Raw genomic sequence first — 13,635 nt, 5'->3', positions numbered from 1 at the left:
ACCCGGGAGGGTGGCGGCACCGGGCGCGCGGCGGGCGGGACGGTGGAGGGACATGCACTTCTTCTACCACGTCCTACCTACACGTTGTTTCTGGTGCGCGCCGCTCGGCGGGGTTACAAGCAGGGGTGGCGTGGCCAGGAAAAAGTTCATCGCCATCGCGGGCAACATCGGCGCCGGCAAGACGGAGCTGACGTCCTTCCTCTGCCGGAAGTACGGGCTGACGCCGTCCTTCGAGCCCAATGACCAGAACCCGTATCTGGCCGACTTCTACAAGGACATGAAGACGTGGGCGTTCCGCTCGCAGCTCTTCTTCCTGACGCACAAGTTCCGCCTGCACCGGGAGCTGGAGCGCACGTCGGGCACCGTCCTGCAGGACCGCACCCTCTACGAGGACGCGGAGATCTTCGCCAAGAACCTCCACCGGCAGCGGCTCATCGACAAGCGCGACTGGAAGACGTACTGCGAGCTGTACGAGACCATCTCCGAGTCGCTGCGACCGCCGGACCTCATGATCTACCTGCGCTGCCCCGTGCAGACGCTCCGCGAGCGCATCCGCCTGCGGGGGCGCGCCATGGAGAAGGACATTCCCACCCGCTACCTGCAGCGCCTCAATGCCCTCTATGAAGAGTGGTTCGACGGGTACCGGCTGTCGCCGGTGCTCGTGCTGGCCACGGACAAGCTCGACTACCTGACCAACCTGGTGGACCGCGTGGACCTGTTCCGTCAGATCGAGAAGCACCTGTGATTGAGGTCTACCTGCTGGCCATCGAGCAGGCCGGGCCGGTGCCCCTCGAGGCGCTGCGCGCGTCCTTCGCCACCGATGACGTGGAGTTCACCCCGGACGAGGACGGCCAGGGCTTCTCGCTGAAGGCGGACAGCTCGGACGTGCTGGTCCGGCTGACCGTGGGCGCCGAGCACCTGCCGCGCTTCAGCAAGGAGGTCTTCAGCGGCAGCCCGGAGGCCTTCGAGCGGCTGGGGCGCTCCAAGGCGTTCTACCGGCTGTCGGTGGAGCCCGGAGGCCCGCAGCCCACGCTGCCCGTGTTCGAGGCGCTGTGGGCCGTGCGCACGCTGCTGGAGCACGTGCAGGGCGTGCTGGTGGACGTCACCGCCTTCAAGCTGCACGAGCCGGACGACGTGGTGGAAATCACCGAGCTGGACTTCGACATCCGGGACCATGTCCACCTGCACGCGGTGCAGGCCACGGAGGGCGACACGCCGCTGTGGGTCCACTCGCATGGCATGGAGAAGTTCGGCGCCCGCGACCTGGAGATCTTCCACCTGGCGGAAGGGGACCTGCTCGCGGCGGAGAGCTTCCTCCACGAGCTGTGCACGGACCTGGCCTTCGGGCAGGGGCCGGCGCTGCGCACCCAGGTGGGCACCAGCGAGGGGCAGACCTTCATGCTGGTGCCGTCCGAGGAGGCGCGCACCAACCTGCTGGGCGTGCCGCTGGAGACGTTCGAGGGCCACGAGGGGCTCTTCCTCTCCGTGGTGTCCCCGCTGGGACGACACAACACGTCACAGCTGCTGGCGCCGTACCGTGAGCGCTTCGAGAAGGAGCCGGAGGAGCAGACGCAGGCCATGCACCGCGAGGCCCAGGCGCTGCTGCCCGCCTTCCTGGCGCGCTTCCAGCGCAAGGGGCTGATGGAGCCGCTCACCTTCCTGGTGCGCGCTCCCTTCGACACCCACCCCGACGGGAACACCGTGGTGGAGAACCTGTGGCTGGAGGTCATGGCCCGGGATGAGGGCAGCGTGGTGGGCAAGCTGGTGGATGGCGCGGTGCACACCACGGAGTGGCGCAAGGGCGCACACGTGGAGGTGGATGAGACCCAGGTGAACGCGCTCGCCATCACCCGGGAAGGTCGGACGCTGGACGAGCAGGAAATCCGTGCGCTGCTGAACGCAGAGCGACCCATGTGACGCGCCGCGGAGCGCTTGCCCGCGTCCGGCGGGACGGTAGGCTCCGCGCCCCATCATGCCCGCACTCCTGCTGCTTACCGGTCCATCCGCGGGGCGCCGATACGAGGTGCTCACGGAGGCGACGATCGGCCGCAGCCCGTCGTGTGAAATCCCGCTGGAGGATGATCAGGTCTCGCGCCGTCACGCGATGATCACCTTCCACGAGGGGCAGGCGTGGCTGCGCGACTTGCGCTCGCGCAACGGGACGCTCGTCAATGGCGAGCGCGTCTCCGGCGAGGTGGCGCTGCAGCCGGGTGACCAGGTCCGCGTGGGCACGACGACGGCCCTCTTCGAGCCTCCGGCGGTGACGCTGGTGGGCGGTGGGCCGGCGTCGCCCGGACACGTGCCCATTGAAGAGGTGCTGCCGCACGTGGGCACGGCGGCGGCGATGTACTCGGCGGGCACGGCGCTCTTGGGCGCCACCAGCGAGGCCATGGTGCTGCGACGGCTCGCGGACGAGGTGGCCCATGCCCTCAACGCGGACCGGACGGCGGCGTTGCTGGGTAGCTCCGCCGGCCTGCTCACCGCGTCGGTGGTGGGGGCGGAGGCGCTGACGGTGCCCCGGGCCATGGCCCAGGCGGCCCTGGAGCGCAAGGAGCTCGTCCAGGGCGAGGATGAGATGTGCGCGCCGCTGGTGGCGTCCGGGGGCATGCCCTTCGGCGTGCTGTACGTGACTCGCGCCGACCCTTCCTTCTCCGCGGGCGAGGGCCAGTTGCTGGCCGCGCTGGGACGGCTCGGAGGCGAGGCGTACACGGCGGTGCGCTCGCGGGCGGAGGCGGAGGCGCCGGTGCTGGCTCCCGAAGGGGCGTCCCGGCCGATGCGGGCGGTGCTGGATGCCGCGAAGCGGGCGGCCGCCAGCGCGGCGCCCGTGGTGGTGCACGGCGAGGCGGGGACGGGCAAGACACTGCTGGCGCGGCACGTCCACGCGCGCTCGCCCCGGGCGCTGGGGCCGGTGGTGACGGTGGACTGCCGGCTGCCGAAGGAGGCCGTGGAGGAGGCGCTGTTCGGCCGGGCCAGCGCGCCGGGGCAGCCTCCGGTGTCGTCCGCGCTGCTGCGCGCGGATGGGGGCTCGCTGCTGCTTCAGCATGTGGAGGCGCTGCCTCGTCCCACCGCGGAGCGGCTGGCGCGGCTGTTGGCCCGGCGGTCCGCTCCCGCGCGGCAGGGTGGCGAGGAGCCGGTGGACGTGCGAGTGATGGCCACCGCGCCGGCGCCGCTGCCGCTGTTGGCCACGCGGGGGGACGTGGAAGCGTCGCTCGCCAGAGGGCTCGCGGGGTTCGAGCTGGAGGTGCCCCCGCTGCGCGAGCGGCGGGCGGACGTGCTGACGCTGCTGGAGGCGTTCACCACGCGGGCCGCGCGGCGGCTGCGCAAGGAGCCTCCCATGCTGGGCCCCGAGGCGCGCCGGTTGCTGGTGGACTACGCGTGGCCGCAGAACGTGCGCGAATTGGAGTTGGTGGGGGAGCGGCTCGGCTTGCTGTACGGCGGGAGCCGGGTGGGGGCGCTGCACCTGCCACCGGAAATCCAGGAGGGCGGCGCCGCCTCCGGGCCCCAGACGTTGCAGGAGCGAGTGGCCCGGCTGGAGCGCGACGCCATCGCCGAGGCGCTGCGCGAGGCGGGCGGGAAGAAGGTCCGCGCCGCGGCGCTGCTCGGCATCAGCCGGCCCACGCTGGACAAGAAGATTGAAGAGTACGGCATCTCCATCGAGCGCGGCCGGCGCGGGTGAGGACTACTTCCTCCGGCTGAGCAGCACGCCCGTGAGGATGAGGGCCGCGCCCAGGGCCTGGAGGAGGGTGGGGCGCTCGCCTCGCACGGCCCAGGCGGTGAGGGCGGCCACCACGGGGATGCCGGTGTTGTAGAGGGCCGCGCGGCTGCTGCCCACCTTCTGCACGGTGCGGCCCCAGATGAAGTACGAGAGCACCAGCGGCACCAGCGCCGAGTACACCACGCTCGCCCACGCGTTGAAGCCAATGGGCGCGGTCTCCATCCTCATGACCGAGGGCACTCCCGCGAGCACCACGCCCGGCGCGCCCGTCAGCATGGTGATGGCGGTGATGCGCAGCGCGGACACCTCCGTGCCCACCGAGCGGATGCCCACCGTGTACACCGCCCAGCACAGCGAGCCGGTCAGGATGAGCCCGTCTCCCAGCCACGTCGCCGCGCCCAGCGCCGGGCCTCGCGCGCTCACCACGAGCACCATGCCCACCACCGCCAGCGACAGGCCCATCACCACCGGCCGTGTCAGGCGCTCGACGCCCAGCATCGCTCCGAGCGCGGCTACGATGACCGGCGTCACCGCCGACAGCAGCCCGCCGTTCGCCGCCGTGGTGTGCGCCAGCCCGAGCACGAAGCAGAGCTGGTACACCGTGTTGCCAATCAGCCCGAGCGCGGTGAGCTTGAGGAACACGCGCCTGGGCAGCGGCTTCCAGCCCTCCACCAGCCACAGCAGCGCGCCCATGGCCACCGCGGCGATGGCGAAGCGCAGCGACATGAAGGCCAGCGGGGGAATGACTCCCAGCGCCTCCTTCACCACCGTGTAGTTGGTGCCCCAGATGATGACCACGCCGATGATGGCCAGGTCGGAGGCGGAGAAGGCCCGGGTGGCGGGAGCGGGAGCGGCGGCAGCGGCGGACGTGGACACGGCGGCGACGGCATAGGGCGCGGCGAACGCGCGTGCAAGCCGACGTTTGCCCCCTGGCGGCGCTTGTCCGCATGGCCGCCCGGGGTTAAAGCCGCGCCCATGGACCTTCGCTTTTCGGACGAGGTGCGCCGCGCTCGCGACGCCGGTCAACCCATCGTGGCGCTGGAGACGAGCGTCGTCGCCCAGGGCCTGCCCTACCCGGACAACCTGTCCGCCGCCCGCGCTTGCGAGGAGGCCGTCCGCCGCGCGGGCGCCGTCCCCGCCGCCATCGCCGTGGTGGACGGAGAAGTGTGCATCGGCCTGGAGGAGACGGCCATGCGCCGGCTCGCGGAGGGCAAGGAGCGCCTGCTCAAGCTGGGCTCGCGGGACCTCGCCATCGCCGTGGCCACTCGCGCCTCCGGTGGCACCACCGTGAGCGCCACCTGTGAGCTGGCCGCCGCCGCCGGCATCCGCGTCTTCGCCACCGGCGGCATCGGCGGCGTGCACCGCGGCGCCTCCGAGCACTGGGACATCTCCCAGGACATCGCGGCGCTCGCCCGCTACCCCGTGGCCGTGGTGTGCGCGGGCGCCAAGTCCGTGCTGGACCTGCCCAAGACGATGGAGTTGCTGGAGACCGCCGGCGTCCCCGTCATCGGCGTGGGCACCGACGAGCTGCCGTCCTTCTACAGCCGGGGCTCCGGCATCCAGCTGGAGCACCGCGTGGACGACGTGGACACCGCCGCGCGCGTCGCCCGGGCCCGCTTCGAGACGCTCGGGCAGGGCGGGCTGCTCTACACCGTGCCTCCTCCCGAGGAGACCGCGCTGCCGCGCAACGAGGTGGAGCTGCACATCGCCGCCACGCTCGCCGACGCGGACCGGCAGGGCGTCCGTGGCAAGGCCGTGACGCCGTTCCTCCTGTCGGAGATGGCCAAGCGCACCGGCGGCAAGACGCTCAAGGCCAACCTGGCGCTGCTCACCAACAACGCCCGCTTCGCCGGGCAGCTCGCCGTGGCCTACGCCCGGGGCGCCTGAGCAGTACGGGCAGGGGGCGGGGCCAGTACGCTCCGTCCCCTGACGACGGCGCTACTGCTGGAACCACTTCATCAGCTCTTCGAGCTCGCGGCGGTCCACGTCGTCGAACGTGTTCTTGTGCTCGGAGTCGATGTCGAGCACGGCGATGAGCTCGCGGTTCTTCCCGTACACCGGGACGACGATTTCCGACGCCGAGCGCCCGTCGCAGGTGATGTGGCCGGGGAAGGCGTGCACGTCGGGCACCACCACCGTCTCGCCCTTGGCCGCGGACGTGCCACACACGCCCTTGCCGAACTGGATTTCCAGGCAGCCGAGCGTGCCCTGGTAGGGGCCCACCCGCAGCAGCTTGCCCGGCGTCACCACGCGGTAGAAGCCCGTCCACAGGTGGCCGAAGGCGTGGTGCAGCAGGCAGCTCATGGTGGACATGCCGGCGATGGGGTCATCGATGCCTTCCAGCACCGCACGGACGTGCTGCTTCAACTCCGCGTAGGCCTCTGCCTTCGGCATGCCGCGCAGATCCAGGGTGACTTCCGCCATGATGGAGAACCTCGAAAGGGGAACCTTCGTCGGGGCGTCAGGCCCCGGCGATGTCGTCGTCCCTCAATACCCTGAATCCTTTTCCGCCGCACGGGAGCCGCGCCATGGAACAGCTCATCCTCGACTCCAAGACCTGGCTGCTCGTCCTCACGGGAGCCGGGGTCTCCGCCGAGAGTGGAGTCCCCACCTTCCGTGGCATGGACGGACTCTGGGAAAACCACCCCATCGAGGACGTGGCCTCGCCCCAGGGCTTCGTGAAGGACCCGGCCCTGGTGTGGCGCTTCTACTCGCAGCGTCGCGCGGCGGCCTCCGCCGTGCACCCCAACCCCGGCCATGACGCGCTGGTGGCCTGGGAGCGCCACTTGGGCGACCGCTTCCTCATGGCCACCCAGAACGTGGACGGCCTGCACCGGCGGGCGGGCAGCCAGCGCGTGGTGGAGATGCACGGCACCCTCTTCAAGACGCGTTGCAGCAAGTGCAAGCGGACCCCGTTCGATGACACCACCGCCTACCCGGAAGGCACCGTGCCCACCTGTGGCGACTGCGGCGGGAAGCTGCGCCCGCACATCGTCTGGTTCGGTGAGTACCTGGACCCAGCGGACATGCAGCGCATCGAGGACTTCGCGCTGAGGGGCTCCACGTCGGGCGGGCGCTTCGTGTTCCTCGCGGCGGGCACCTCCGGCGCCGTCTACCCGGCCGCGGGCATCGTCGACCGGGTGTCCGAGGCGGGCGGGGAGACGTGGCTCGTCAACCTGGACCCGCCGCAGAACGCCAGCAGCTTCGACCACCACGTCACCGGCAAGAGCGGCGAGGTGCTCCCGAAGCTGGCGAAGCGGGTGTGAAACGGCCGGCCTCGCGCGGCGGGCCGCTGAAGTCGGCGGCGCGGGAGCGCGGGGCTACTCGAAGATGGAGATGTCCTGCCCGCCGCCGCCCGACTTCGCGGGCCTGGCCGGGCGGGACGGCGCGGCGGCGCGCACCGGCTCCAGCGTCACGTCCACCGTCTGTGCGTCGCCCGCCATGAGGCTGAAGTCCAGCGTGCGCGTGACCTTCTGGTGACCCGCCAGCTCGAAGGTCAGCTCGTGCGTCTTGTCGCGCGGCAGCTCCAGCGTCACCGGCGTGGTGCCCACCTGCCGGTTGCCTCCGAGGAGGATGGCGGCGCCGGCCGGGCTCGATTTGATGGACACCTTCACGGCCTGGGCCGCCACGGGCGCGGTGCCCGCGTTGGCACCCGCGGCCGTCGAGGGCCTCGTGGCCTGGGCGTCGCGGCGCGTCTCCGTCGTGGAAGGCTGCGCCGCCGGGCCTCCGCTTCCCATCACCACCGCCACGCCGACGGCGAGCAGCACCAGCGGCACGGCGACGAACGCGGCCTTCTTGCCGGTGGACATGCCCTGCGGCTCGGGAGGCGGCGGCGGAGGCTCGGGAGGCGGCGCGGCCCGGGGCACGGCGGGGCGCGCGCGGCTGGGCGACGAGCCACTGCCCGCCGCACCTTGCCCCCGCGCGACGACGACGTTGGACGGCGTGGAGCCGCGGCCCACCGCGGGCGCACCGGCGCGAGAGGCCCGCACGCCGCTGCCGCTTCCACTGTTCGGACGGCCCGCGCGGCTGCCCGGCCTGCTGCCACTGCCGCGTTCGTTGCCCGTGGACGCCGAGCCGCCGCTGGGCATCGCGTCCAGCTCCTCGGGGGACAGGTCGGCCACCGTGTCCAGCATCGCGTCCACGAACTCCTGGGCGTTCTGGTAGCGGTCCTCCTTCTCGGGCGCGAGCGCCTTCTTGAAGAACGCATCCAGCGCGGCCGGCACCGGAGCGCCCTGGCGCTTGCTGTTGACGGCCGGCACCGGCTGCGTGAGCGACGCGGTGAGCGCCTTGCGCACCGTGTTCGCGCCGTACGGCGAGCTGCCCGTGAGGCAGTAGTAGAGGACGCCCGCCATCGAATACAGGTCCGAGCGCGGGTCTACGGCCTCGCCGCCGGCCTGCTCGGGCGGCATGTACTGCGGCGTGCCCAGCACCTGCCCGGTGGAGGTGAGCTGCTCCTCCTCCTCGGCCTCCATCGCCTTCACCAGGCCGAAGTCGAGGACCTTGACGAAGTCCTTGCCGCTGAGCTGCTGCACCATGATGTTGTGCGGCTTGAGGTCACGGTGCACGCAGCCTTCCGCGTGCGCATGCGCCAGGCCCTGGCAGGCCTGCTCGATGAGGTTCACCGCGCGGCGCAGGGACATGGGGCCCTCGCGCTTGACGATCTCCTTGAGGCTCTCGCCCTGCAGGAGCTCCATCACGAAGTAACACGTGCCGTCTGGCGCGCGGCCGAAGTCGAAGATGGTGATGACGTTGGGGTGGCGCAGCCGGCTGGCGATTTCGGCCTCGCGGCGGAAGCGCTCGAAGAACTGCGGCGCCGCGGCCAGCGACGGGTTCAGCGTCTTCACCGCCACCGGGCGCTGCACCGACGTCTGCGTGGCGCGGAACACCATGCCCATGCCGCCCTGGCCCAGGACGCTCTCAATCTTGTACCGCCCATCGAGCACCTGCCCGAGGAGCTGCAGACTCTGGCCGGAACACAGGTGGTCGACGCCGTCGGTACTTCCGCAGTGGGGGCAGGGGGCAGCCATGTGGCCCGGAGTATAGGCAGGCCCTGGCGGGGTCCGGAAAGGGGCCGGTTGGCCCCGGGGCGGCCGGGCAGGCACATCTGACGTTCCCGAGGGGCCCGAGGACTGTTACATCCCCGCCCGCCATGAGCCTCGTCATCGCCCAGGACCTCTGTCTCGCCTACGGAAAGAAGGTCCTCTTCGACAACGACAACTTCACCCTGGGCCCCAGGGACCGTGTAGGTCTCGTCGGCGCCAACGGGACGGGCAAGAGCTCGTTGATGAAGATACTGGCCGGGGTGAACCAGCCGGACTCGGGCACCGTGCAGTACGCCCGGAAGGCCCGCGCGGGCTATCTGCCCCAGGAAATCGCCGGCCTGCCCGAGGGCACCGTCGTGGAGGCGGTGATGAGCACCGTGCCCGGCCGCGACGCCCTGGAGGCCCGGCTGAAGGAGACCGAGGCGGCGCTCGCCGAGGCCACCGACGAGGACGACCAGCTCGAGCTGTCCCAGTCCCTGTCGGACCTGCACGCGGAGCTGGACGACTTCGAGAACCGCTACGGCAAGCACCACGCCGAGCGCATCCTCAAGGGCCTGGGCTTCCGCGACGCGGACCTGCTCAAGCCCACGTCGGCCCTGTCCGGCGGCTGGCGCATGCGCGCGGCCCTCGCCGGCCTGCTGCTCCAGGACCCGGACCTGCTGCTGCTGGACGAGCCCACCAACCACCTGGACGTGCCCACGCTCACGTGGTTCGACGACTTCCTGCGCCGCTCCAACAAGGCGCTGGTCCTCATCTCCCACGACAAGGACTTCCTCAACCGGCAGATCAACCGGGTGGTGTCCCTGGAGCTGGAGGGCGTGCGCGAGTACGCCGGCAACTACGACGACTACAAGCGCCTGCGCGCCGAGGAGAAGGAACTCCTGAAGGCCCGCGCCGAGCGCGTGGAGGCCCGCCGCGCCGAGCTGCAGGGCTTCATCGACCGCTTCGGCGCCAAGGCCACCAAGGCGCGGCAGGCGCAGAGCCGCGCGAAGATGCTGGAGAAGCTGGAGAAGGTGCAGGTGCTCGAGGAGCGCAGCACCATGAAGTTCCGCTTCCCGGAGGTGGACCGCAGCGGCCGTGACGTGGTGACGCTGGAGGGCATCTCCAAGCGGTACGGCGCGCAGACGGTGTACGACAACCTCAATGGGCGCCTGGAGCGCGGACAGCGCATCGCCGTGGTGGGCGCCAACGGCGCGGGCAAGACGACGCTCTTGAAGATGGTCGCGGGCGAGCTGGCGCCGGACACCGGCAAGGTGACGCTCGGGCACAACGTGGTGGTGGGCTATTACGCGCAGCACCACGCGGACAAGCTGGACCGGCAGAACACCATCATCGAGGAGGTGCGGCCGCTCGCGGCGGACAAGCCGGAGAGCTACGTGCGCGGTGTGCTGGGCGCCTTCCTCTTCAGCGGCGACGACGTGGAGAAGCCCATCGGCGTGCTCAGCGGCGGTGAGCGCGCGCGCGTGGCGCTGGCCAAGCTGCTGCTGGTGCCCTCCAACTTCCTGCTGATGGACGAGCCCACCAACCACCTGGACCTGGACTCGTCCGAGATGCTCATCGAGGCGCTGAAGAGCTACACGGGCACGCTGCTCTTCGTCAGCCACAACCGCAGCTTCATCAACAACCTGTCCACCCACGTGTGGGAGGTGGCGGACGGGAAGCTGACGCCGCACCCGGGCAACCTCGACGACTACCTGTACCACCAGGAGCAGATGCGGCAGGCGGCGGAGGCCGCGGCGGCCGCGGCGGCGGGGAATGGCCGCGCGGACAAGGCGGCCACCGGGCCGATGACGGAGAAGGACCGCAAGCGCATGGAGGCCGAGGCCCGCCAGCGCCGCAGCGTCGTCGAGGGCCCCATCAAGAAGGAAATCGCGAAGCTGGAGGAGCGCATCGCCTCGCTGGAGGCCGAGCAGAAGGAGCGCGAGGCGCAGCTCGCGGACCCCGCGCTCTACAACGACTTCGCGCGCGCCAAGCCGCTGATGGACACGCACCGCGCCGGCAAGGAGGAGCTGGAGTCCCTCTATGCCCGGTGGGAGGAAGCCCAGGAAAAGCTGGCCCAGGCCTCGGCTTCCCTGGGATGACGGGGAGGGGGGGGAGACCCGGACTGGTGCTCGCAGTATGATGGACATGGAACATTTGCGCGATTCCACCTTGCGGACCGTTCCGTCATCCCATGTCCAAGCTCCATCGGCCCCCCGCTGTCCCGCTCATCCCCTACATCTGGCACTCGCTTCGTGAGCGGCGCGACATCAACAAGGCGTTCCTGCGCTTCTTCGAGAAGTACGGAGACATCGTCTGGCTGAGGCCGCCGGGGGGCAGCGTCTACCTCGTCACGAATCCGGCCTACATCAAGCACTTCCTGGCCGACGCCGCGGTCAACAACTACCCCAAGAACATGCAGGCGGGGCAGCGCGGCATCGTGATGGGGCAGGGCCTGTCGAGCAGCGAGGGCGCTCACTGGAAGCGCCACCGCCGCATGATTCAGCCCGCCTTCCAGCGCGACAAGGTGACGGCGCTGACGCCGAAAATCGTGGGCGTCATCGAGCGGCTGCTCGACACGCGCTGGGAGGCCCTCGCGCGCGCGGGCACGCCGGTGGAGCTGTTCCCGGAGATGTCCCGGCTGGTCATCTCCGCCATGGGGCAGATTGTGTACTCGGAGGACCCGCCGGACGACGTCTGCGAGGCGGCCTTCCACTACATGCTCTACTCCATCCGGGTGCGCTCGGTGGTGGAGGAGTACCTGCCCATGCCGCGCAAGCTGCGGCGGACGTACTTCCTGACGAACTTCCCGAAGGTGCTGCCCGCGGCGAAGCGGCTCAACGAGTTCGTCTGGGAGAAGGTTCGCGCGCGGATGGCCCTGGCCGAGCAGTCCGACGACCTGGCGGGCCACTTCATCACCACGACGGACGAGAAGGGCGAGAAGCTCACCGACGTGGAGGTCCGGGACGAGTTCATCGAGTTCCTCTACGGCGGGCACGTCTCCGCGGGCATCGGCCTGTCGTGGATGTGGTACTGCCTGACGCAGTACCCCGAGGTGCGCGAGCGCATGTTCGACACGGTGGACCGCGCGCTCGGCGGGCGGCTGCCCACGGTGCAGGACCTGCCGGCGCTCCAGTACGTCAGCCAGGTGTTCGACGAGACGCTGCGGCACTACTCGCCCGCGCCGGGCATGGGCCGGCCGGCCGTGCAGGACGACAAGCTCGGGGAGTACGACGTGCCGAAGGGCACGATGCTGATGTCGTCGGCGTACGTGATGCACCGGCACCCGGCCTACTGGAAGGACCCGCACACCTTCGACCCGAGCCGCTTCGAGCCGGAGCAGGTGCGGGCCCGTCCCCGCTTCGTGTACCTGCCGTATGGCGCGGGGCAGCGGGTGTGCATCGGCGCGCAGCTCGCGTCGATGATTGCCACGCTGGCCAGCGCGATGGTGGCCCAGCGCTTCCGGCTGGAGCTGATGCCGGGCAAGCCCGTCCAGGCCGTCACGGGCGGCGCCCACTACCCGGAGAACCTGTGGATGAAGGTGGTGTCGGCCCGTGCGCGGCTGCCGGCCTCGACTTCTTCCGAGGCGCCGCTCGCCGCCGTGGGATAGTCGCCGGCTCACGGCTGGACTCGCTCGAAGGGAAGTGCACATGTCCTCATTCCGCTCCGCGGCCCGGTGCGCCATCGCCGGCCTGTGCTCCTCGTTGCTCCTGACGGCCCCCGCTTCCGCGAGCAGCACGAAGCCCGGAGGCCCGGCCACGACCGCTCCCCCGAAGCAGGGGCCTCAACCGACGATGGTGCAGAAGGCGAATGGAAGCGCGCCGGCGGCGCCCGCGATGCCCACGGTGCCCGCTCCGAAGACGGATGCCGAGCTGCCCGCGGCGCTCAAGGCGCTGGTGGACCCGCTGGCGGCGCAGGAGGCCTTCTCCGGCGCCATCCTGGTGGCGCGAGGCTCGAAGGTCCTGGCCACGGGCGTATGGGGCCAGGCGGACCGGACGTGGAACGTCCCCAACCGCCTGGACACCCGGTTCAACCTCGGGTCGATGAACAAGATGTTCACCGCGGTGGCCGTGCTCCAGCTCGTGGAGCAGGGGAAGCTGTCGCTGGAGGACCCCGTCTCCAAGTACCTCGGTGAGGACTGGCTGCCGGCCGAGGTGGCGAAGCAGGTCACCGTGCGCCAGTTGCTGAACCACACCTCGGGCCTGGGCAGCTACTTCACCGAGCAGTTCCAGCGCTCGTCGCGGGCGCTGTTCCGCACGGTGGAGGACTTCAAGCCGCTGGTGCGCGACGGGAAGCGCGCATTCCCTCCGGGCACGAGCTGGGCGTACGGCAACAGCAACTACGTGGTGCTGGGCGCCATCATCGAGAAGGTGACGGGCCGCAGCTACTTCGACCACGTCCGCGAGCACGTCTACAAGCCCGCGGGGATGAAGGACACGGAGTGCTACGACCTGGACACGGTGGTGCCGAACCTGGCCGTGGGCTACGTGCGGCAGGAGACCCCGGCCGGCGTGGTGTGGCGCAACAACCTCTTCGAGCACGTCATCCGCGGCGGGCCGGCCGGCGGTGGCTACTCCACGGTGGAGGACCTGCACCGCTTCGTCGTGGCGCTGCGCGCGGGGAAGCTCGTGAGCCAGAAGACGCTGGAGCAGATGTTCACCCAGGAGCCGCTGTCCGGCGAGCGCGCCTACGGACTGGGGTTCCAGATCTTCCCCAAGCACCGCATCGTGGGCCACAGCGGCGGCTTCGTGGGCATCAGCTCGAACCTGGACATCTACCTCGACAACGACGTCGTCACGGTGGTGCTGACCAACCAGGACCGCTCGGCGATGCGCGTCTCCAATCAGCTCCGGACGTGGCTGGGCAAGCCGAAGTCGTGAGGCTCTGAGCTGATTCGCG

At 70.6% G+C, this 13,635-nt stretch carries 11 protein-coding genes; 8 read left to right on the top strand and 3 right to left on the bottom strand.

Annotation, left to right across the window (positions count from 1 at the left end):
* The first annotated feature begins 130 nt into the window (after window positions 1–130).
* The 3 genes from HG543_RS15190 to HG543_RS15180 are packed head-to-tail and all read left to right on the top strand — an operon-like array spanning window position 131 to window position 3,676.
* Window positions 131–745 (top strand): deoxynucleoside kinase, encoded by a 615-nt coding sequence (locus HG543_RS15190; RefSeq protein WP_169345476.1) that lies wholly within the window; start codon window positions 131–133, stop codon window positions 743–745.
* Window positions 742–1,917: a DUF2314 domain-containing protein gene (locus HG543_RS15185; RefSeq protein WP_171817793.1), complete on the top strand. Its 1,176-nt coding sequence runs from the start codon at window positions 742–744 to the stop codon at window positions 1,915–1,917. The genes HG543_RS15190 and HG543_RS15185 overlap by 4 nt, the downstream gene beginning before the upstream one ends.
* A gap of 55 nt (window positions 1,918–1,972) precedes the next feature.
* Window positions 1,973–3,676: a sigma-54-dependent Fis family transcriptional regulator gene (locus tag HG543_RS15180; RefSeq protein ID WP_169345475.1), complete on the top strand. Its 1,704-nt coding sequence runs from the start codon at window positions 1,973–1,975 to the stop codon at window positions 3,674–3,676.
* A 3-nt stretch (window positions 3,677–3,679) separates the two neighbouring features.
* On the opposite strand, the gene HG543_RS15175 is transcribed toward HG543_RS15180, so the two are convergent.
* Entirely contained in the window at window positions 3,680–4,591 is a 912-nt protein-coding gene (locus HG543_RS15175) for a DMT family transporter (RefSeq protein WP_343073361.1), read from the bottom strand.
* Between the two features lie 99 nt (window positions 4,592–4,690).
* Here HG543_RS15175 and HG543_RS15170 point away from each other — a divergent pair, with 99 nt between their 5' ends.
* Entirely contained in the window at window positions 4,691–5,602 is a 912-nt protein-coding gene (locus HG543_RS15170) for a pseudouridine-5'-phosphate glycosidase (protein WP_169345474.1), read from the top strand.
* Between the two features lie 51 nt (window positions 5,603–5,653).
* Here the strand turns inward: HG543_RS15170 and HG543_RS15165 are convergent, their stop codons facing one another.
* On the bottom strand, window positions 5,654–6,139 hold the full coding sequence (locus HG543_RS15165; RefSeq protein ID WP_169345473.1) for a free L-methionine (R)-S-oxide reductase MsrC: 486 nt from the start codon (window positions 6,137–6,139) through the stop codon (window positions 5,654–5,656).
* 104 nt (window positions 6,140–6,243) lie between these two features.
* Here HG543_RS15165 and HG543_RS15160 point away from each other — a divergent pair, with 104 nt between their 5' ends.
* On the top strand, window positions 6,244–6,981 hold the full coding sequence (locus tag HG543_RS15160; RefSeq protein WP_169345472.1) for an SIR2 family NAD-dependent protein deacylase: 738 nt from the start codon (window positions 6,244–6,246) through the stop codon (window positions 6,979–6,981).
* Window positions 6,982–7,035: 54 nt separating this feature from the next.
* On the opposite strand, the gene HG543_RS15155 is transcribed toward HG543_RS15160, so the two are convergent.
* Window positions 7,036–8,610 (bottom strand): protein kinase domain-containing protein, encoded by a 1,575-nt coding sequence (locus HG543_RS15155; protein WP_246357038.1) that lies wholly within the window; start codon window positions 8,608–8,610, stop codon window positions 7,036–7,038.
* A 254-nt stretch (window positions 8,611–8,864) separates the two neighbouring features.
* Between HG543_RS15155 and HG543_RS15150 the strand changes: the two genes are divergently transcribed.
* From HG543_RS15150 to HG543_RS15140, 3 genes are all read left to right on the top strand, one after another.
* The gene (locus HG543_RS15150) at window positions 8,865–10,838 is read left to right on the top strand and encodes an ABC-F family ATP-binding cassette domain-containing protein (protein ID WP_169345470.1); all 1,974 of its coding nucleotides are present in this window, start codon (window positions 8,865–8,867) and stop codon (window positions 10,836–10,838) included.
* Between the two features lie 92 nt (window positions 10,839–10,930).
* Window positions 10,931–12,346, top strand: a complete 1,416-nt coding sequence (locus HG543_RS15145) for a cytochrome P450 (protein WP_169345469.1) — start codon at window positions 10,931–10,933, stop codon at window positions 12,344–12,346.
* Window positions 12,347–12,386: 40 nt separating this feature from the next.
* Window positions 12,387–13,616, top strand: a complete 1,230-nt coding sequence (locus HG543_RS15140; protein WP_169345468.1) for a serine hydrolase domain-containing protein — start codon at window positions 12,387–12,389, stop codon at window positions 13,614–13,616.
* Window positions 13,617–13,635 lie beyond the last annotated feature (19 nt).

Source organism: Pyxidicoccus fallax (assembly GCF_012933655.1).
Taxonomy (GTDB): domain Bacteria; phylum Myxococcota; class Myxococcia; order Myxococcales; family Myxococcaceae; genus Myxococcus; species Myxococcus fallax.
This window is presented reverse-complemented; position numbering and strand designations above follow the sequence as displayed.